This window comes from Methylobacterium sp. E-012, from assembly GCF_057836545.1.
Window position 1 is genome coordinate 3,117,025 of sequence record NZ_JBYQEY010000001.1, and the last position, 18,820, is coordinate 3,135,844.

Annotated in this window: 16 protein-coding genes and 1 pseudogene; 12 read left to right on the forward strand and 5 right to left on the reverse strand. The window is 70.0% G+C overall.

Annotation, left to right across the window (positions count from 1 at the left end):
• Nucleotides 1–136 precede the first annotated feature (136 nt).
• The 9 genes from AC3IF1_RS15085 (at nucleotide 137) to AC3IF1_RS15125 (ending at nucleotide 11,110) form a co-directional block, all read left to right on the forward strand.
• Entirely contained in the window at nucleotides 137–994 is an 858-nt protein-coding gene (locus AC3IF1_RS15085; RefSeq protein ID WP_243968876.1) for a hypothetical protein, read from the forward strand.
• Between the two features lie 267 nt (nucleotides 995–1,261).
• Complete coding sequence (locus AC3IF1_RS15090) at nucleotides 1,262–1,768, forward strand: hypothetical protein (RefSeq protein ID WP_489218249.1); 507 nt, start codon at nucleotides 1,262–1,264, stop codon at nucleotides 1,766–1,768.
• Nucleotides 1,769–1,778: 10 nt separating this feature from the next.
• Nucleotides 1,779–3,647, forward strand: coding sequence for an O-linked N-acetylglucosamine transferase family protein (locus tag AC3IF1_RS15095; RefSeq protein WP_489218250.1), 1,869 nt, complete (start codon nucleotides 1,779–1,781; stop codon nucleotides 3,645–3,647).
• A gap of 11 nt (nucleotides 3,648–3,658) precedes the next feature.
• Entirely contained in the window at nucleotides 3,659–4,564 is a 906-nt protein-coding gene (locus tag AC3IF1_RS15100) for a hypothetical protein (protein ID WP_489218251.1), read from the forward strand.
• 169 nt (nucleotides 4,565–4,733) lie between these two features.
• The gene (locus AC3IF1_RS15105; protein WP_243968884.1) at nucleotides 4,734–5,228 is read left to right on the forward strand and encodes a hypothetical protein; all 495 of its coding nucleotides are present in this window, start codon (nucleotides 4,734–4,736) and stop codon (nucleotides 5,226–5,228) included.
• A 419-nt stretch (nucleotides 5,229–5,647) separates the two neighbouring features.
• Nucleotides 5,648–6,646: a GDP-mannose 4,6-dehydratase gene (gmd, locus tag AC3IF1_RS15110; protein WP_489218252.1), complete on the forward strand. Its 999-nt coding sequence runs from the start codon at nucleotides 5,648–5,650 to the stop codon at nucleotides 6,644–6,646.
• Nucleotides 6,647–6,734: 88 nt separating this feature from the next.
• A complete protein-coding gene (locus AC3IF1_RS15115; protein ID WP_489218253.1) occupies nucleotides 6,735–8,165 on the forward strand; it encodes a mannose-1-phosphate guanylyltransferase/mannose-6-phosphate isomerase in 1,431 nt (476 codons plus the stop codon).
• A gap of 306 nt (nucleotides 8,166–8,471) precedes the next feature.
• Nucleotides 8,472–9,056: a hypothetical protein gene (locus AC3IF1_RS15120; RefSeq protein ID WP_489218254.1), complete on the forward strand. Its 585-nt coding sequence runs from the start codon at nucleotides 8,472–8,474 to the stop codon at nucleotides 9,054–9,056.
• Entirely contained in the window at nucleotides 9,053–11,110 is a 2,058-nt protein-coding gene (locus AC3IF1_RS15125) for a glycosyltransferase (protein ID WP_489218255.1), read from the forward strand. The genes AC3IF1_RS15120 and AC3IF1_RS15125 overlap by 4 nt, the downstream gene beginning before the upstream one ends.
• A 112-nt stretch (nucleotides 11,111–11,222) precedes the next feature.
• Here AC3IF1_RS15125 and AC3IF1_RS15130 read toward each other — a convergent pair whose 3' ends face one another.
• Nucleotides 11,223–11,573: a hypothetical protein gene (locus tag AC3IF1_RS15130; RefSeq protein ID WP_243967679.1), complete on the reverse strand. Its 351-nt coding sequence runs from the start codon at nucleotides 11,571–11,573 to the stop codon at nucleotides 11,223–11,225.
• 228 nt (nucleotides 11,574–11,801) lie between these two features.
• Nucleotides 11,802–12,875 carry an FkbM family methyltransferase gene (locus AC3IF1_RS15135; RefSeq protein WP_243967677.1) on the reverse strand — a complete coding sequence of 358 codons (1,074 nt, stop codon included), beginning with the start codon at nucleotides 12,873–12,875 and terminating at the stop codon, nucleotides 11,802–11,804.
• A 408-nt stretch (nucleotides 12,876–13,283) separates the two neighbouring features.
• Between AC3IF1_RS15135 and AC3IF1_RS15140 the strand changes: the two genes are divergently transcribed.
• The gene (locus AC3IF1_RS15140; protein WP_489218256.1) at nucleotides 13,284–13,883 is read left to right on the forward strand and encodes an acyltransferase; all 600 of its coding nucleotides are present in this window, start codon (nucleotides 13,284–13,286) and stop codon (nucleotides 13,881–13,883) included.
• Nucleotides 13,884–13,967: 84 nt separating this feature from the next.
• A pseudogene (locus tag AC3IF1_RS15145) lies at nucleotides 13,968–14,606 on the forward strand (DedA family protein); the annotation flags it as partial.
• A 630-nt stretch (nucleotides 14,607–15,236) separates the two neighbouring features.
• On the opposite strand, the gene AC3IF1_RS15150 reads toward AC3IF1_RS15145, so the two are convergent.
• The 3 genes from AC3IF1_RS15150 to AC3IF1_RS15160 form a co-directional block, all read right to left on the reverse strand.
• Nucleotides 15,237–15,719, reverse strand: coding sequence for a hypothetical protein (locus AC3IF1_RS15150; RefSeq protein ID WP_243967673.1), 483 nt, complete (start codon nucleotides 15,717–15,719; stop codon nucleotides 15,237–15,239).
• Nucleotides 15,720–15,777: 58 nt separating this feature from the next.
• Nucleotides 15,778–16,161: a Dabb family protein gene (locus tag AC3IF1_RS15155; RefSeq protein WP_489218257.1), complete on the reverse strand. Its 384-nt coding sequence runs from the start codon at nucleotides 16,159–16,161 to the stop codon at nucleotides 15,778–15,780.
• Between the two features lie 269 nt (nucleotides 16,162–16,430).
• Nucleotides 16,431–17,024: an acyltransferase gene (locus AC3IF1_RS15160; protein WP_489218258.1), complete on the reverse strand. Its 594-nt coding sequence runs from the start codon at nucleotides 17,022–17,024 to the stop codon at nucleotides 16,431–16,433.
• A gap of 173 nt (nucleotides 17,025–17,197) precedes the next feature.
• On the opposite strand from AC3IF1_RS15160, the gene AC3IF1_RS15165 reads away from it, so the two are divergent.
• Entirely contained in the window at nucleotides 17,198–18,631 is a 1,434-nt protein-coding gene (locus tag AC3IF1_RS15165; protein ID WP_409564793.1) for a phosphohexomutase domain-containing protein, read from the forward strand.
• Nucleotides 18,632–18,820 lie beyond the last annotated feature (189 nt).

An 18,820-nucleotide genomic window follows, 5' to 3' on the forward strand; every position in this document is an offset into this window, starting at 1 on the left:
GAACCCGAACACGGGCTTGGAGCCGGTCCCGATTGCAACACGATCGGGAACGGCTCTAGAACGAGGCCTCATCCGCGAGGTCCGGGTTAGCCGTATGATCACCCTCCGCCCCAGCGACGCGCCGGGACGACCATCCTTGAACCTTCTGACCGGCATCGCCGTCCCGACCGAGGCCGATATCGTATTCGACCGCACGCTGGTCGGACACAATTGGCATGACGTCGAGGCGGACGGCGCGGGCTTCCGCTGGATGGGCGCGGCCGCGACGGCGACGGTCCGGATCGTCATCGACCGGCGCACCGACCTCGAGATCGGGGTGCATTTCGCGCACATCATCGACGCGGGCCGCTGGGGCGAGATCGCGTTCCACGTGGACGACCGCCCGGTCGAGGCCGAGGCGCGGACCGATGGCGGACGGCACTTCGTGATGCGCGCGCCGGCCCTGGGGGCGGCAGGGGCGGGGGCTCTGGATCCATCGTCCGACACCGTCGACGTGGCGTGGTACCTCGCCCGCTACGCCGACGTGGCCGCCGCAGGCAAGGATCCGGTCGAGCACTACGATCTGTACGGGCGCAACGAGAACCGGTTCCCCAACGCGGCCGCCGAGGCCCGCCACGGCCTCGCCGTGCAGATCGACGCGGCGTGGTACCTCGCCCGCTACGCCGACGTGGCCGCCGCGGGCAAGGATCCGCGGGAGCATTTTCTGCTGTACGGCCAAGCCGAAGGTCGGTTCCCCAACGCCGCGGCCGAGTCCCGTCACGGCCTCGCCCGCTCCATCCTCGATGTCGGCATCACCGCGCCCTTCGCCGTTCAGCCGAGCCCGGCCGACCCGCGCCGCCTGTCGGTGGCGGTCTCGCGCTTGACGGTTCGCCCCCTCGGCGACGCGGCGCCGGACCGCGAGCGCGTGATCCTCACGGCCCCGGCTCTGCCCTATCTGCACCGCCTCGAGGCTTTCGCGGCCCCCGCGGACGGGTCGGGTGCCTCGGGGCTGTAGACCGGATGAGAACGAGGCTCTATAGCACGCTGCCGCTGCGCCCCCCTGTTCCACAGACCGCGTGGATGGACAGGCGGGATGCGCCGGTCGATCGCTGATCTGGCTTCGCGAACCTGACGACACCCGGGGCTGACCTGCGTGGTCCTGATCGGTCGGTAGGGTTGACGGTACGCCGTTTGAACTCGGATGAGCTTGGATGACGCGATGAGGGATCCGGACAGGGAGCGCGGGGGCAGCCCGGAGACGCGCCGGCCACGCCAATGCGACATGCTCTTCGACGGCAGCTTCCGTGGCAAGGGCTGGTTTCCGACTGAGAAGACGCCCCAATATTACTTCCGCTGGATGAGTGGCGAGTCGAGCGCGACGATCGAGCTGTCGGTCGATCGGCGCGCCGCTTTAGAGATCTTGGTCTACGTCCCCTACATCATCGATTTCGACAAGTGGGATGCGCTCAGCTTCGCCGTCGATGGCGTCCCGACGCCGTTCGTCCGGGAGAATACGGCCGTTCAGCAATCCGTCGAAATGAACTACTATACGCTTCGGGTCCCGGCGGCCCCCCATCACCAGGGTGTCACGGAACTCCGCATCGACGCGCCGTTCGGTGGCCGACCGAGTCTGGGCGATCCCCGCCGCCTGTCGATCGGTGTCTGTCGCGTCAGCGCCCGGCCCTCGCCACATCCGAGCGTCGAGCGGGCCCGGGCGAGCCTCGACGCGGCCGTGGCGGCCTACCTGCACACTCTCGCGGACCACGCGCCGGTGCGCGTGGTGGCATGACGGCGGTCCCATGAGCACGCGCCTCGCATCCGACGCGGTCTTCGACGCGATCCGGCATCTCCGCGCCTGCGTCGATCTCGCCTTCGAGGAACCGAGCCCCGCCAATGCGAGCCTCGCCACGCTGGCGCGGAACCGCTTCGTGCATCTCGTCCTGCACCATGACCCGGACGCGACCGCGGGTCTCCTGAGCACCGGCTCGTCCGCCCTGTTCCACGCGGTGGTGCAGGACGCCAAGCTGATCGATTTCGTCCTGGAACTGCCGGCGGCCCCGGCGGAGATCGTCGCGACCTGGAACGATCTGCCCAGGGGCGATGCGCGGCGGCTCTTCGCCGGCCTGTTCCTCGTGCCGCCGCACGCGTTGCCGGAACTGACCCTGTTCATCGAGCAGCAGCGCTTCGACGATCTGTTGCTGCGCTACATCGCCTGGCACCCGAAGTGCTTCGGGACGGATGAGGAGCGGACGGTCTATTTCGACTACACGGTCAGGCTGTACAATCTCATCGCCGATCTGATGGAGCGATCGCCCCCGGGCCAGATCCGGCCGCTCCTGGAGCACGGCGTCGCCTCCCTCAAGAGCGGTGCGATCTATTCGTGCGAGGGCTACCTCGTGCCGTTCGCGCAGGCCAAGAGCCGCCTGATCCGAGCCTATATCCGGCGCAAGCACGGCCTCGACCCGGTGGAGTCCGGCCGCCCCGAGCCGCTTCCCCCGGACCGACCGATCCGCCTCGGCCTGCTCTGGAACGACGTCGACGCCCGCACCGAGAATTTCGTCGGCGTCGCGTCCTCGCGCCGGCTCAAGGCGCACGGCTTCCACGTGGTCTCGATCATCCATCACAACGGCTATTTCGGCGCCCCGGCGGACGATGCCGATACGCTGATCGGCCCGATCCGGGCGTTGAGCCACGACATCGAGAACCTGAACGGCAAGCCGGCCCTGAAGGACAAGGTGACGGCGATCCGGGCGCTCGATCTCGACTGCCTCATCTTCATGAACAACATCACGTTCGGCTACAACGAGTACGTCGCGCTGGCCACGCTCCGGCTCGCCCGCTGGCAGGCGGTGAATTTCTGCGCCGTCTTCACGACCGGGTTTCCGGCGATCGACCTCTATGTCTCGGGCGAGATCTCGGAGAGCGGGTCCGACCCGCAGGAGGGATACACCGAGCGCCTCGTGCGGCTGCCCGGCTCCTGCCTCGTGTTCGATCGGGACGCCGGCACCGGCCCGTCCCGCCAGTGGCTCGACATGACCGAGCTGCGCACGCCGGCGACCACGACGCTGTTCGCCAGCGGAGCCAATTTCTACAAGATCCACCCGGTCCTGTCGGAGACCTGGGCGCGCGTCCTGGCGGCGACGCCCAACAGCCGGCTGGTCCTCTACCCGTTCAACCCCAACTGGGATTCGTCCTACCCGATCGCGCGGTTCTGCCGGCGGCTCAGCCGCCAGTTGATCGCCCACGGGGTCGACCCCGCCCGGGTCACGATCGCGGGGCCCTGGAAAGAGGCCTCGGTCATCAGCACGCTGCTCGCCACGGTCGACATCTACCTCGACAGCTTTCCCCACAGTGGCGGTCTGTCGTCCCTCGACGCCCTGCGGCTCGGCATCCCGGTCGTGACGAAGCGCGGGCTGACCCAGCGTGAGAACCAGTCGGCCGACCTGCTCGAACTGCTCGGCCTCGGGGACCAGGTGACCGACACGATCGACGGCTATGTCGACACCGCGCGCCGGCTGGCGCAGGACCCGGCAGACTGGGCCAGCTACAAGATCGGCATCGCGAAGGGGCTGCACGACGCCCCGTTCTTCGACACCGAATTGTACGCCCGGCGATTCGCCCGGGAGTTGAACACCGCCCTCACCACGACGCCGTCCGGCGCGGCTTGACGGAGTGTTCCATGGCCCGATCCATCCCCCTCGCGACCTCGCTCTCCCCGTTCATCAAACGCTACGTCGGTGAGGATTGCGAGATCGGGCACCTCTATCAGCACCGCTGCATCCAGAGCTGGCGCGAGAACGGCTTCGAGATCTTCAGCGTCAACGCGGCCGCCGAGGTCGACCTCGTCAAGGCGGCCTTCCCGGACGTCGAGGTCGTGACCGCCGAGCGGGACATGGCGGCCCTCTGCGGCAAGCCGCTGATCCCCCTCGCCGAGATGATCCGGGCGCTGCGCGCCACGGGCGCCCCCCACGGGGGCATCGTCAACGCCGACGTCTACGCGGCGGATTCAAACGTGGGCGCGCGGATGGCGTTCGATGGGCGCCACGCGCTCCTGTTCGCCAGCCGCTACGAGGTCGAGCACCCGTTCGGACGGCCGCGGGTCCTGTACAACAACGGCTTCGACGCGTTCTTCTTCGACATCGCCAAGGCCTCAGCGCTCGCCTGCGATCCGTTCACGATCGGCCTGCCGTGGTGGGACTACATGCTGCCGCTGGCCTTCATGACCGAGGGTCACACGGCCGCCTGGATCGACGGCTTCCCGATGCATCATCTCACCCACCGGGCGGGCTGGGACTTCGGCAGCTGGAGGCATTTCCACGACACGTTCCTGCAGCGGTTCGCCCCCAGCTTCGAGGCCCTGCGGCGCTCGGACCGGGCGCCGGAATTGCCGGCGCTGGATGGCATCGCCGCCACGCAGGCCCTGGCGCAGCGCTACCTCGCCTATGCCGAGGGGCGCGGCCTCGCGCACGACACGACGACGGTGGCGCATCGCTACCAGATCAACACCAGCGCTGCCGTCGTCGATCTGATCATGGAGATGGCCGGCACGTGGCAGTTCGATCCGCTGCGCCGCGAGAGCCTGTGAGTCAACGCGCGCGCCCGCCGAACCGGTATCCCCCTCGGCGGGCGGGCGCTCGCGCGCATCGTCCTGAACATCGGCATCAGGACAATGCGCCAGGTCTTTGGGTTGGCATCATTTTTTCCGAAAGCCGGAACCCACCTTCCGGGATGATGCTCTAGAGGAGACATCTGCGATGTCGATCCGGAACGCGCTCCTGTGCGGCCTCGTCGGGCATGGGGGCGAAACGGTCTCGTCCCGCGACGCGACATGGACTCGGACGCCGGAGGACACGCTGCTCCTCGCGATGCATCTCGTCGCGACCGACCGGCTGAACGAGGTCGCGCAGCTCTGCCGCCAGCACCCGGAGCTCGATGTGGCGGCGCTCGCCCAGTACGGCCTCTTCCTCGGGCTGACCCGAAACGTCAGCCTCGCCTTCCGGGCCTTCGACGTCCTCAAATCGACGGTCCCGCGCGAGAGCGGCGTCTGGCTGAACATCGCCTATCTCCAGGCCGTGTGCGGGCAGCCCACGGCCGCCTCCCGGGCGATCACGGTTCACGCCATCCTGACCGGTCGACAGCCGCCGAAGCTGGATCTGCCGGTCGAGGCCGGCGAGGATGTCGAGATCGGGGCGATCCGATTCATGGCGGGCGACGTGGCGATGCCGCTCCCCGAAGGCGACGGTGATTGAGATCGGGCGGCTCCCGGGGGCAAACCGCGCGCGCGACCCCGCGTTCGGGCGCGGCGCCCGAGAAGGGTCCAGGACCTGCCGACGCCGAACGCTCACGGGCTAAGAAAGTCGCCGCGCCGTAGGCCGTGCCCCGATCGAGGCTTTGCCCCGAACGGAGAGCGGCTGCGGGACTGCGGACGAAAGACGATCCGAATCGAAAAGCCGGCGCATCGTCCCGGTTCCGGTATCCAGCGCGGTGCGATAGAGACTTTGCAGAATCGGCAGCCTCGACCTGCGCGGCCGCAGACGTTATTGCGGTCCGCAACAGGATACGAGCGGTGCTGGCCGCTGCGCCGGAAGGCCGGTTTCCTGCGCGTACCCGGCAGCCTTCAAGGTTCGGCGCCGCGTTCGATGCGCCCGCATCGTAGACATTGGAGCGAATGGACGACAGCATGGCCAACAACAAGCGCGCGCTGATCACGGGTGTCACGGGCCAGGACGGCGCGTATCTGGCGCAGCTGCTCCTGCAGAAGGGCTACGCGGTCACCGGGATCGTACGCCGCTCCAGCCATGCCGGCGTGTTCGACCACCGGCTGAAATGGCTGGGCATCCTCGACGATGTCGAGCTGGTCGACGGCAACCTGCTCGACCAGTCGGCGCTGCTGCGCATCGTCCAGACCGCCAAGCCCGACGAGATCTACAACCTCGCCGCGCAGTCGTTCGTCACCTCCTCCTGGCAACAGCCGCTGCTCACCGGCCAGGTCACCGGCCTGGGCGCGGTGCACATGCTCGAATGCCTGCGCTCGGTCGCCCCGCAGGCGCGCTACTACCAGGCCTCGACCTCGGAGATGTTCGGCCTGATCCAGGAGGCCCAGCAGAGCGAGACGACGCCGTTCTACCCGCGCTCGCCCTACGGCGTGGCCAAGCTCTACGCGCACTGGATGACGATCAACTACCGCGAGAGTTTTGGGCTGCACGCCTCGAACGGGATCCTGTTCAACCACGAGAGCCCGCTGCGGGGCGTCGAGTTCGTGACCCGCAAGGTCACGGACGCGGTGGCGCGGATCAAGCTGGGCCGGCAGAAGGAGCTGCGGCTCGGCAACATCGACGCCAAGCGCGACTGGGGCCACGCCCGGGACTACGTGCAGGCGATGTGGCTGATGCTGCAGCAGGAGAAGCCGGACGATTACGTGATCGCCACCGGCCGCACGACGACGGTGCGGGACATGTGCGTGATCGCGTTCAAGCATGTCGGGCTGAACATCGACGACCACCTGGTGATCGACCCGGCCTTCTTCCGTCCGGCGGAGGTCGAGGTGCTGCTGGGCGACCCGGCCAAGGCGAAGGCGACCTTCGGCTGGGCGGCGCAGACCAGCCTCGAGGATCTCATCACCGAGATGGTCGACGCCGACATCAAGCGCCTCAGCGCCAACGCCTGAACCGATCCACCCTTGCCGTCTTGCGGCGGATCCTGCACCCGTCCAGCGCGGGCGGCGGGATCCGACGCCCAATCCTGGAGTCCTTCAGGTGTCCCGATCCACCGAAACTGTCAGGCCCGTGATCCTGTGCGGCGGGACGGGGACGCGGCTGTGGCCGGCCTCGCGGGAGAGCATGCCCAAGCAGTTCGCCCGGCTGGTGGATGCGCAAGCCTCGACCTTCCAGGCGACCCTGGCGCGGGTGTCGGACGCGGCGGTGTTCGCCCGGCCGACGGTGATCGCCTCAGCCGAAGCCCGGTTCATCGTCGCCGAGCAGCGCGACCAGCTCGGGCTTTCCGCCGACATCCTGCTCGAGCCGCAGGGGCGCGATAGCGCCGCCGCGGTGGCGGTGGCCGCGCTCCACGCCGGGGCGCGCGACCCGCAGGCCGTGGTCCTGATCATGGCCGCCGACCACGTCGTGCCCGACACCGCCGCCTTCGTCGAGGCGGTCGCCCGCGCCGCCGCCGGGGCCCGGGCCGGCTACACCATGACGCTCGGCATCGAGCCCGACCGGCCGGCCACCGATTACGGCTACATCCGCCGCGGCGAGCCGATCCCCGAGGCCCCGGGCGCGGCCCGGGTCGCCCGCTTCGTCGAGAAGCCCGACCGGTCTGGCGCCGAGGCGCTGATCACGGAGGGCGCCCTGTGGAACTCCGGCTACTTCCTGTTCCGCGCCGACCTGATGCTGGCCGAGCTCGAAGCGTTCGCCCCCGAAGTGCTGGCGGCCGCGCGCGCGGCCCTGGAGGCGGCGGTGACCGACCTCGACTTCGTGCGGCTCGATGCCGAGGCCTTCGCGAAGGCGCCCAAGATCTCGATCGACTACGCGGTGATGGAGCGGACCGCCCGGGCCGGGGTGCTGCCGGTGTCGTTCCCGTGGTCGGATGTCGGCACCTGGGACGCGGTCTGGCAGGTGCTGGAGCATGACGCGGCCGGCAACGCCGTGCGCGGCCGGGTCTCGCTGATCGGGACGCGGAACAGCCTCGTGCACAGCGAGGGCGGCGGGCTGACGGCGGTGGTCGGGCTCGAGGACGTGGTGGTGGTGTCCACCCCCGACGCGGTGCTGGTGGCGTCCAAGGCGCATTCGGGCCAGGTCAAGGAGCTGGTCAACGCGCTGCGGGCGGCCGGCGAACCGGAGGCGGACGCGCATCTGCGGATGTACCGGCCCTGGGGCTGGTACCAGCGGATCGACATCGGCGAGCGCTTCCAGGTGAAGCGGATCCAGGTGGTACCGGGGGGGCGCCTGTCGCTGCAGAAGCACTTCCACCGGGCCGAGCACTGGGTGGTGGTGCGCGGCACCGCCGAGGTGACGATCGACGATCGGGTGGTTCTGGTGCACGAGAACGAGGCGATCTACCTGCCGATCGGCTCGATGCACCGGCTGGCCAACCCGGGCAAGATCCCCCTGGAGCTGATCGAGGTCCAGGTCGGCTCCTATACCGGCGAGGACGACATCATCCGCGTCGAGGATATCTACGGGCGCTAGGGCGCGCTACGCCGGCGCTCAGCGCCGGGGCGGGGCCGCCCCTGCGACGCGCATACGCCCCCATATCCCTGGCCGCAGTCGCATCCCTCCAAGTCCCCAGGCCGCGCCGCAGCAGACCCGATGATCCAAGCGCCCCCCCCTCAACACGCGAGCACAGACGGCGCGGCGTCCGGATCAGCGGGCGGCGACATCGAGGGTTTCGTCGACACATTCAGCGGCCATCGTCTTGCAGGCTGGGCCCACGATCGCAGCGCACCGGGGCGCCGTCTCCGTATCGAGATCGTCAGCGGTGACGATGTCCTCAGGGTGACGGCCGACGAGGAGCGCAAGGACGTGGCGGCGGCGGGCCGAAACGACGGCTTCTGCGGCTTCTCGGCAGCCCTGCATCTCGATGCCGCCGGGCGCGACCTGATCCACGTCCGGGAGGCCTCGACCGGAACCCCGCTCTCGGGATCGCCGATCGATCCCGCCGCGGACAGAGCGCCCGCCCCGCCGATCCCCTGCGGGATCGAGGGCTACATCGATTTCGTGGATGGCAATCGCATCGTCGGCTGGATCCACGATCGGACGATACCGGGACGGCGTCTGCACGTCGCCGTCAGCGCCGGCGATCTCACGGCCACGCTCGTCGCCGACCAGTTCCGCCAGGACGTCGCCGCGAGCGGCCTGAACGACGGCTATTGCGGCTTCGAGTTCGCCTTCGACCGTCGCGCCGTCGGAAGGCGCCTGATCCACGTTCGCGAAGTCTCCCTGGGACTCGAACTCGGCGGCTCGCCGTTCCGGCCGGATCTGCTCAACCGCGTCGCCACGCTCGGCAACGGCAGGGCGCTCGACCTGCTCCGCACGGAAGCGGTGCGCATCCTCTCGACCGCCTCCGGAGGCCGGTCGTGAGCGGTTGCGACGGCGGAGGCAGCGCCGAAGGTTCACGACATCGGTCGCGCCGCCAGCTCGATCGGCTCCTCGAGACGGCGCGGCCCGATCAGGACCCCGAGGGTCTGATCACGCGCTACGCCGCCTTCGAAGTGGCGCGGTCGGAGCGCCATCGGGACTTCGTTCCGGATGGCGATCTGATCGAGCGGATGCGGGTGTTGTATTGGTATCTGACGGAGAGCAACGTCTACCACCGCCTGCCCGTACCGCTCTCTCGGAGCCAGATCGACTTTCTCAACGCGCCGATGCCGCTGCTCGGATTGGCCGCGGAGGTGAGCATCGCCGCGTACGCCTTCATCACGCAGGACTTCGAGCCCGGCATCGATCTCCATGACGTCGCTGCGCTGAGGCGGGCACTCTACTGGTGGGCCGTCGAGCGCGCAGCGCAGATCTGCCCCGGCGGCGATTTGATCACGCCGGCCCAGGTCCGGGTGCTGTGCGCCGCCGACGACAGCACCGCAGCCCGCGATTTCGCGCTGACCTATTTCCTGCGCACCTACCACGCGTCGGACGCCGCCCTCCAGGCCCTGGACCTGAATTCCGACGCCGGACGCGCGACGCTGGTGGCGATCGTCCTGCTGCGCGCCCTGGAGAAGCCGCATCTCGTGCGCCTTCTGCCCTGGAACACCGTATCGCCCCTGCTGCACAGCATTGAGCGCGATCGGAGCCCCCTCCTTACGGATCTGCTCGCGGTGGCCCTGGGACAGCCGGGTTCGCCGGACTCCGCGCGCGCCGAAGGCCTGAGCGCCCGGATCCGCGCCCGATACGGGGATCACGGCCCGAATGCCCGCGCATCCCTCCGGCCTGCGCCCCTCGAAGGCGGGGCCGGCCTGCCGTTTCTGCGCGATCCCCGGTTCAGCGACGGTCCGGAAGCCGGAGTCGCGGTGATCGGTCCGACACGCGCGACGTCGGGGCTCGGCCAGGCCATGCGGCTGTCCCTCGAGATCCTCGAGAGCGCCGGCCGATCACCGGCACAGCTCGATTTCTTCCCCGGCAATCCCGCCCCGATCGGGTTCACGGCCCGCGCGACGCCAGCGCTCCGTCTCGAACGACCGCGTCGGATCAACCTGATGCATCTCAACGCAGAGGTCGTCCCGCACGCCTTCGCCCTCCTGGATCGCCGCATCACCCAGGATTCGTACAATATCGGCTACTTCTTCTGGGAGCTCGACACCGTTCCGGAAAGCCACCGCCTCGCCCTCGATCTGCTGGACGAGATCTGGGTGTCGTCGGAATACAATCGCGAGACGTACGCGCGCGCGACCGCGACACCCGTCTACAACGTCGGCATGGCCGTGGAAGCGGTCGCCGACGTGTCTCCCATGCCGCGCGCCGGCCTCGGATTACCGGACGAGGCGTTCGTGTTCCTCGCCACGTTCGACTCGTTCTCGTTCGTCGAGCGAAAGAACCCGCTCGGCGTGCTCAAGGCGTTCCAGGCCGCTTTTCCAGCCTCCGCCGGCGAGCCGGTGGCGCTCGTTCTGAAAACGCAGAACCGGAGCCGCATCGTGAGCGCCGAGCAGCTGCGGACCTGGACATTGATCGACGCCCTCGCTGCCCGCGACCCCCGGATCACCATCCTCGATCAGACGCTGAGCTACGACGCCCTCATCGGCCTCAAGAGGTCCAGTGACGCCTATGTCTCGCTGCACCGTTCCGAGGGCTGGGGCTTCGGCCTCCTGGAGGCCATGCAGATCGGGTTGCCGGTCATCGCGACCGGCTATTCGGGCAATATGGATTTCTGCTCGCCGCAGACGGCCTTCCTGGTTGATTACACGTTGGAACGGCCGCTCCCGACGGATTACGTCTATGTCGAGCGTGCGAGCCGTTGGGCGGAGCCGTCGATCGACGCGGCGGCCACGGCGATGCGGACCGTGTACAGCGCCCCCGCGGAGCGGCAGGCGCGCGCGACGGCTGCGCGGCTCCGGGTGCGGGAGGATTTCAGCGTCGCAGCGATCGCGCGCCGCTATGCGGCCCGGCTCCAGGCGATCGAGGCCGCGCACGGCCTGCAGGGGTAGCGGGCCGGGCATCGCGGCGCCGCGCGACGGCCGGGCCGAGCGGCGCCGCGTCCGTCAGGATCCGGCCGGCGCCTCGACCGATCCGGCAGCACCGAAGGGCCCGGGAACGGCCTCAGCGCCCGCCCCCTCCGGAGAAGCCGCCGACATTGCCCGACAACGTACTGGACGTCCCCAGGGGCAACCCGTTCACGTCGGTATCCAGATTCTGCTGCGGATCGGAGAGACCGCCGGGGGCCGGATTGAAGGGCTGGATCGGTTCCGTGGCCGGGCGACCGCCCGCCAGCGGACGCGTGACCCGCTCCGGCCGGACGCTGTCCATGCACAGATCCTGGCAGAGCGGTACCATCAGGTCGGTAGGCTGACAGATCGGCCTCGAGACGCCTTCGACGCAGGTGCAGCGACAGAGCGCCAGGGCCGGTGTCGGCAGGAGAAGGAGTGAACAGCCGAGCAGAAGCAGGCGCATGGCGACCGGTCCAAGGGCCCATTCGGGCAGGGCAAGAGTGTAGCAGCCGGGCCGTTCGTTGGCACCTCCGCGTTTCCCAATCGGGGCGCCCCCTTTCGGGGTCACGGGCCGCACGACGGCTGGTGCGGGACAGGCGCAGCGCTCCGCCGGACTCCCGGGCCAAACGCCAATCCCCGGACGCGGGGCCCTCGCGCCGGCCCGTCGCTCACCCGGTCAAGGCACAGGCCCTCAGAAGACATGCACCTTATCGAGGTGCAGGAATGCGCGCTCCGCCAATTGCAGGCGCACGTACCGGGCACGCTCACCCGCGAGCGGAACCTGCAGCGGTCGGCCATCCGCGCCCCCGAACGTGCGGCCGGCCTGATCGTGCACGCGGCGCCAGGTCTCTCCGTCGTTCGACAGGAGTACCTGCAGCGTCCGCGAACGCTCCCGCGCGCAGTCCATGCGGTTGTAGACCCGCACCTCGTTCAGGGCCTGGATCGCCTCCAGATCCACCTGCCACCAGGGGGCGTCCTCGATGTCGGTGTGAAATCCGGGCCGACCGGTCAACGGGCCGTTCACCCCGCCCTGCGGCCCGTTCGCCACGTCGAAGTAGGACCACTCGCACAGGCTGCTCTGCGCCGCCGGCTTACCCGCGCTGATCACGCCCTCATAGTCCGGCAGGTTGATGCCGCCCCGCTTCGGCCGGCAATAGAACGCCTCGCCATGTCCCGCACCGTCGAGGCGCAGCCAGCGCAGGCGCAGATCGAAGCCCTTCAGGAAGGCGGTGACCTCGTCCAGCGTGCACCCGCCCTCGTAGAGCGGCGTCTCGCTGACCTCGATATAGACCCCGTCCAGGGCCGTCAGGGTCCGCGTCGCCCCCTGGAGCACCCGCAGGTCGGAGCCCTGCGCGTCGATCACCAGGAGGTTCGGCACCCGGTCCGGGCTGTGCTCGGCGACGATCCGATCGACGGTGGTCGTCACCATCCGTTGGGCACCGGTGTAGACGATGTGCGGGTGGTGCTCGGCATGGGCGCCGAGCGCGAGCAGGCTCGACGACTGGCCGCCGTTGCTGGCCACATTGAACAGGACTTCGTCACCGGCCCGCTCCGCGCACACCGCACGGATCGGCCGGTGGAACGGCATGCTGGCGAGGTTGGCCTCGAGGATGGCGAAGGCCGAATCGACGGGCTCGACGTACAGGCACGGGCTCGCGCCGCTCGCCTCGTAGTCGTTCCGCTCCTGGCCCTCGTTGGCCCCGACGTGGAGAATGCTCTCCACCCAGTGGCCGTTGTGGTTCATCTGTTCCAGGGCTTCCAGCATAGTTCACTCGCAGTAGCGGATACGACATCAATCGTGCTGAGCGACGCCGTCGCCGAGCACGCTATTAGAAGGCATCAGCCTGTTTTCGTAGCCTTGATGGCCAATCCTGAAACTGTTCGTCGCGAACCGGCGAGGTGCCCCGGCATTGGGGCGAGGGCAAGGCCGCTGGCGATGCGGTGCGTTCGGCGAGCCCAATCCCGGCCGTCCCCCGGAGGGGAGGGGACCGATCGCCCACGGTATCCCTGACCGATCGGCGGCCCCATCTGGACCGCTGCCCCGGATCGGATCATCAAGGCCGGGACACAGAGAGGGGCCTGGCCGGTATCGGACAAGCGGGGACGGCTGCTCGCGGGCGGCGCAGCTCCGGCGTCCGTTCGCAGCGACCTCGGCGCGAGAACATTCAGAGCCATGCCTGTCACGATCGACGACCGCGGTGCGAACAATCAGGTCGATGCACCGGATGGGTTCCTCGAGACCTACGAGGGAACGATCACGTTCGAGGGCCACCACAACCACGTGGCGATCGGGCGTGGGTCGAGTGGCAACGGCCTGGCGATCCTGTGCCGGTCGCACGGGACGATCCATGTCGGCGACCATGTCCGCCTGGAGACGCTCCGGGTCTATCTGCTCGCCACCGCCAAGCTGATCATTGGCGAACACACCGCCTTCGTGGGTGACGCCTCGATCGCCGCGCACGAGGCGCGGGACGTCACCATCGGCCACAATTGCCTGATCGCGGGCGGGGTGAGCTTCACGGTCAGCGACATGCATTCGATCGTCGATGTGGATACCGGCGAGCGCGTGAACCCGCCCCGGCCGATCCATGTCGGGCATCGGGTCTGGCTCGGGACCCGGGCGACGCTCCTGAAAGGCACGACGATCGGAGACGGCTCGATCGTCGCCGCCAATGCCCTGGTGAGCGGCGCGGTCCCGGCCAACGTGCTCGTGGGCGGCGTCCCGGCCAAGGTCCTGCGCAGCAACGTGACGTGGCGCAACGATCTGATCTGAGGCCGGACCGATCGGCCGCCACGCCTCAGTACCGCCACCTTCCCGGGGCCAACCGTCTCCGCGCTGCAAACCGAAGGGACGCCGGTGGCTTTCTTGCACGATCTGCCGATCACCGACCTGATCGCGCATTATGGCTATCTCGCCATCTTCATCATCATCACGCTGGAGAGCGCCGGTCTGCCCCTGCCGGGCGAGACGGTCCTGCTGACCTCGGCGGCCTATGCCGGCAGCACCGGCAACATCAACATCGCCGCCGTGGTGGCGATCGCGGCGACCGCCGCCATCCTGGGGGACAATGCCGGCTACTGGGTCGGCCGCCGCTGGGGCCTGCCGCTGCTGCTCCGGAAAGGCCACCTCATCGGCCTCGACCACGGCCGGCTCAAGCTCGGCCAGTATCTCTTCCGCCGGCACGGCGGGAAGATCGTGTTCTTCGGCCGCTTCACCGCGATGCTGCGTGCCTACGCGGCGGTGCTGGCCGGCGTGAACAAGCTCGATGCGCGCCGCTTCATGGCCTTCAACGCCCTGGGCGGCGTGGCCTGGGCGGCGATCATGGGCTTCGGCGCCTACCTGTGCGGACGGTCGATCGAGAACGTCATGGGGCCTGTCGGCCTCGGCCTGCTGGCCTTCGTCCTGCTCGGGGCGGTGGCGCTGTGGCTGTTCATGCGCCGGCACGAGGCCCGCCTGATGGTCGCCGCCGAGGCCGCGATCCCGGGCCCGCTCACGGAGGGGTCGACGCCGGCTTCCGCAGCGCCCCAGGGCGGCCGGAATGAGACGCCGGCGACGCCGTTGCAGCGCGGCCGTTCGGCGCAGCAGGACTTCGAGGACCAGATGGCCATGCTCCTGAGCCAGGAGACGGCCATCCCCGCTGGGGGCGCTCCGGCCGCCGAGCGGAGTCCCGCCAAGGCCGTCCCCTGGTGGTTCAAGGCCCCCCTCTGTCTCCTCCTGGCGACCATCGGCATGGCGGCGGCGTCGTGGCGCGATGGCGTGACGGGCGGCCTCTACGGATACCTCGCCGGCCAGGTCGGCATCCTCGGCGTCGGGCTCATCCTGGCCGTGCCCGCTCTCCTCCTGGTGGTGCTCCGCCAGCGCCTGCGACGCCCGCGTCCGGCCACGGACGCCGGTGCAGGACTCCCCGGATCGACCGGCTTGGCGGCCTGACGTCGCCCCCGGACGATCCCACGCATCCCCCTCGTCCTGAGGCGCCCGAGCGCAGCGGCGGCCTCGAAGGAACCCTCCGGCCGGCCGGCGCGGGCCTCTCGGGATGAGGCAGTGGCTCGGATCACCCTCCGCCCCGGACGGGCCGGCCTATCCGTCCGCGCGGCGTCGACCGTGCCCGAGAGTCGGGACGAGGCCCTAGCTCTCGTCCGATGCGTCGTCGGTCGGGGCTTCGTCGTCCGACTGGGCCGGCGTGGCGATGACGTAGAAGTCGCCCCTGCGCACCGCCTCGCCCCCGGTGACCATCATGCTGAGATACGTGTTCAGCGTGTTCGCCGCCACGTCGGGCAGGCGCCGCTCGATCTCGGCGTGCGACAGGCCCTGCGCCCCCGTCTCTTCCAGAAGCGCCTTCAACCGCCCCTTCGCGGAGTTGGTCCGGGGCCCGCGGCTGCCGCGGCCGGTGGCCCGCCGGGGGCGGCCGGGGGCCTCGTCCGAGGGCTCGGGACCGGAAAAGGCGTCCGTCTCCTCCGGCACGGCGCCCTCGACGATCACCGCCAGGGATCGCTCCGCCGTCCGGAGCTTGTTCAGCTCGGTCTGGATGCGCTCGTACTCGGCCTGAAGATCAGCCCGCCGCTGACGCACATCAGCCAGGGCCTTCGCCAGCGTGTCGTCTCCTGCCATCGTCCCGTTCTCGAAAAGCTGTAGCGGAGAAGGGCTTGGCCATAAGCCGTCCGCAACGTCAATCGGTCTGCGCGAGGACGGGCAACAATCGGACGGCGCCCGCGCAGCCCGGACGGCCCCGGCCGGAACGGCCTCTCACCGTCCCGCACCGAAGTCCGGGGGGGGCGACCCGTACGGCCTCCGCGGCCCGCAGCGGCTCGAGCGCGGCCGCGTATCCCGGCAGCGCGTGGAACGCGTCATGCGCCGCCTCACTCCCGAAAACGACGGTGAAGGCATGCGTGAAGCCCTGCACCCGGACCTGCGGATCCGCTTCCGGACCGAACGCGATCGAGTCGACCTCCCCGACTTGGTCGCACAGCGCGATCAGCGACAGGAGGACGGCATCGCACGCGGGCGGCGGCGTGCGGTGGTCGAAGCGCAGAAGGAGGGTGTGGCGGATCATCGGGCCGCCCCGGTTTCGACGCCGGCCGGGGCCGATATCCCGGGCCGGGCGGCCCCTCTCCGATCCTGTTGGCGGCGCACGCATTCCCCCTGTCGCCGAGGCCGGACCGACGGCGTCGAACCGCGGCCGTTCCTCACGAAATCTCTCGGTGCGATTGTGCGGAGGCCGGACAACACCCGTAGCAGTCTCGAACGTCCTTAAAGCGCGCTCCGCCGACGTGGCAACCGGCCCGGCGGCGGTGCGTGCGTCCGACGGCCCGGCGCCGGGCGTCAGTGCCGCCAGCAGACGCCCGCGCGCACGACCCGGGCCGGGTTGCCGACGATCAGGCTGTTGGGCCCGAAGCTGCCGGTGACGATCGAGCCGGCGCCGACGACCGAGTCGCGGCCGATATTCGCGCCCTTCAGTACCATCGCCCGGGCCCCGAGCCAGACATGCTCGTCGACCCGGATATCCCGGGCCAGGTTGATGCGCTCGCCGGTGGCGACATCGAAGATCCCGTGGAAATCCGAGGCGCTGAAGACCGTGTCGCCGGCGATGAGGCAGCGCGCGCCGATGCTGATCCGGCCGCCCTCGTGCGTGCTGAGGTTCACGATGCCGGCGAAGCCGACCTCGCGTCCGATGTCGATCCGTGCGCCCTCGCCGAAGGCGTTCAGGCTGAGCCGGCCGATGACGCAGTCCGGACCGATCGTGACCGTGGCGTGCGAGCCGACCGCGAGGGCGATGTCGCCGCTGGTCACCGGCCCGTCGATCTCGACGCGGGCCCCCTCGCCGGTGAACAGGATGCTGCCCGTGGAGTAGCGCCGGAATTTCTCGGACAGCACGAGGGTGTTGGCGCTGAGGTTGCCTTTGATCTCGACCGTCATGCCAACCTGTTCCCGGCGCGGGGCGTGCGCGGAGATTGGTCTAGGGCCCTGCCGGTCCATGGGGCAATGATATGTCTGCCCGGGCGAGGCCGCGCCGCCACGGATCGGGCATTGTGATCGGGGGTGATTCGCGGCATCAGTCGCGGAAGACCATCGCAGTCCGGGCCGTTGGAATCGCCGTGAGCAGTCTGAAATTCGGAACCAGTGGCCTGCGCGGCCTCGTGACGGATCTCGTCGGCGGGCCGAGCTACGCCTACGCCCGCGCGTTCTTCCGGTCGGTCCCGGCCGAGGGCGGCCGTCGCGAAGTCGTGATCGGGCGCGACCTGCGCGACAGCAGTCCGGGCATCGCCGCGACGGTGGCGGCCGCGGCGGCGGCGGCCGGCTTCACGGCGATCGATTGCGGCGCGCTGCCGACGCCGGCGCTCGCCCTAGAGGCGATGCGGCGCGGCGCCTGCGCGGTCATGGTCACGGGCAGCCACATCCCGGAGGACCGCAACGGCCTCAAATTCTACCGGCCCGACGGCGAGATCACCAAGACCGACGAGGCGGCCATCCTGGCGGCCCTCGGCGATGTCGCGGCCGTCGGCGCGGTGCCGGACTCGCCCCCGGCCGCGCCCGAACCCGGCGCCGTCGCGCGCTACCGCCAGCGCTACGGCGAAGCCTTCGCGCCCGATATCCTGGAGGGCCTGCGCATCGCGGTCTACCAGCAGAGTTCGGTCGCCCGCGACCTGCTGGCCGACCTGCTCGCCGGGTTCGGGGCGCGGGTGACGCCGATCGGCCGGTCCGACACCTTCGTGCCGATCGACACCGAGGCGCATCGCCCGGAGGACATCGCCTTCATCGCCGAGGTCATGGCGGCCGGCGCCTACGACGCCCTCGTGACCACGGACGGCGACGCCGACCGGCCCCTGATCGCGGACGGCGCGGGGCGGATCCTGCGGGGCGACGTGCTCGGGCTGATCACGGCGCGGTTCCTCGATGCCGATGCGGTCGTGGTGCCGGTCACCGCCGGCTCGGCCCTCGAGCGGTCGGGCGGCTTCCGGCAGGTCGTGCGCACCAGAGTGGGGTCGCCCTACGTCATCGCCGGCATGGAGCAGGCGAGGGCCGCCGGGGCGGGGACCATTGTCGGCTTCGAGGCGAATGGCGGCTTCCTGCTCGGCGCGGATGTCGTCCGCGACGGCCGGATCCTCCCCGCCCTGCCGACGCGGGACGCGATGCTGCCGATCCTGGCCACGCTCGCCGCCGCGCGCGCGGCCGGGACGTCGCTGGCGGATCTCGTGACGTCGCTCGATGCGGGCGAGATGGCGAGCGACCGGCTGCCCGACACGCCCTCGGAGCGGAGCGGCGCCTTCCTCGAACGGCTCCGCGAGGCCGCGTTCCGGGCCGACTTCCTGCGACCGGTCGGCGTGCCGCAGGACATCGATCAGCAGGACGGGATCAGGATCGGGCTGGACCAGGGCCGGACCATCCATTTCCGCGCGTCGGGCAACGCGCCCGAATTGCGCTGCTACGCGGAGGCCAGGACGGCGCGGGACGCCCAGGATCTCGTCCGGTGGGGGCTCGGGGCCGCCGCCGCCGCGATGGCGGATCGGGCCGGGCGGACGTGACGGCCGCAGCCGGTCCGGTCCGGGGCATGGCCGCATAGGCGGTCCCCGCCCCGCGGCCGGCTTGAGCCCGCGCAGCCCGAGTCGGACCGTTTCGCGGGCTGCACCGGCAGGGATCCGATCGCGCGGCCGATGTCGTCGCGCCCGTCATGGCCCCTCCCGCCTCTGTCGCATGAGGGCCGGTCGGGCAGG